The organism is Bradyrhizobium sp. Kon56 (genome assembly GCF_055807635.1).
The window spans coordinates 1-272 of record NZ_JBVVOU010000413.1; the positions used below are offsets into that span (position 1 = coordinate 1).

Sequence of the window (272 nt, forward strand, 5' to 3'; positions counted from 1 at the left end):
TCGAGCGAGACTTCGCCCGGACGCAGCGGACGCTCCAGGCTCTGGTCGGCCAGCACGCCGGAGGTCGGCGCGGCTTCAACGGCGACAGGCGCGTCCGGCACCAGCGGCGGCGCTTCGGCAACGGCAGCAGCAGCGCCGGCCGGCATCGGCTGCGCCGAGCCTGACGCGATCGGCTGCGCCGACGCTGACATAGCCGCCATGCCCTGCTCGACCATCGCTTCCAGCTTGTCGATGAGATCGCGGTCGGTGCCCTCGGGCTCGGCTTCGGTCGC

General features: G+C 72.8%; 1 protein-coding gene. It reads right to left on the reverse strand.

Annotated features, from left to right (window positions below; genetic code table 11):
* Nucleotides 1–272: hypothetical protein (locus tag AC0L3B_RS39495; RefSeq protein ID WP_473383235.1), on the reverse strand; the 272-nt coding region annotated here is incomplete at both ends.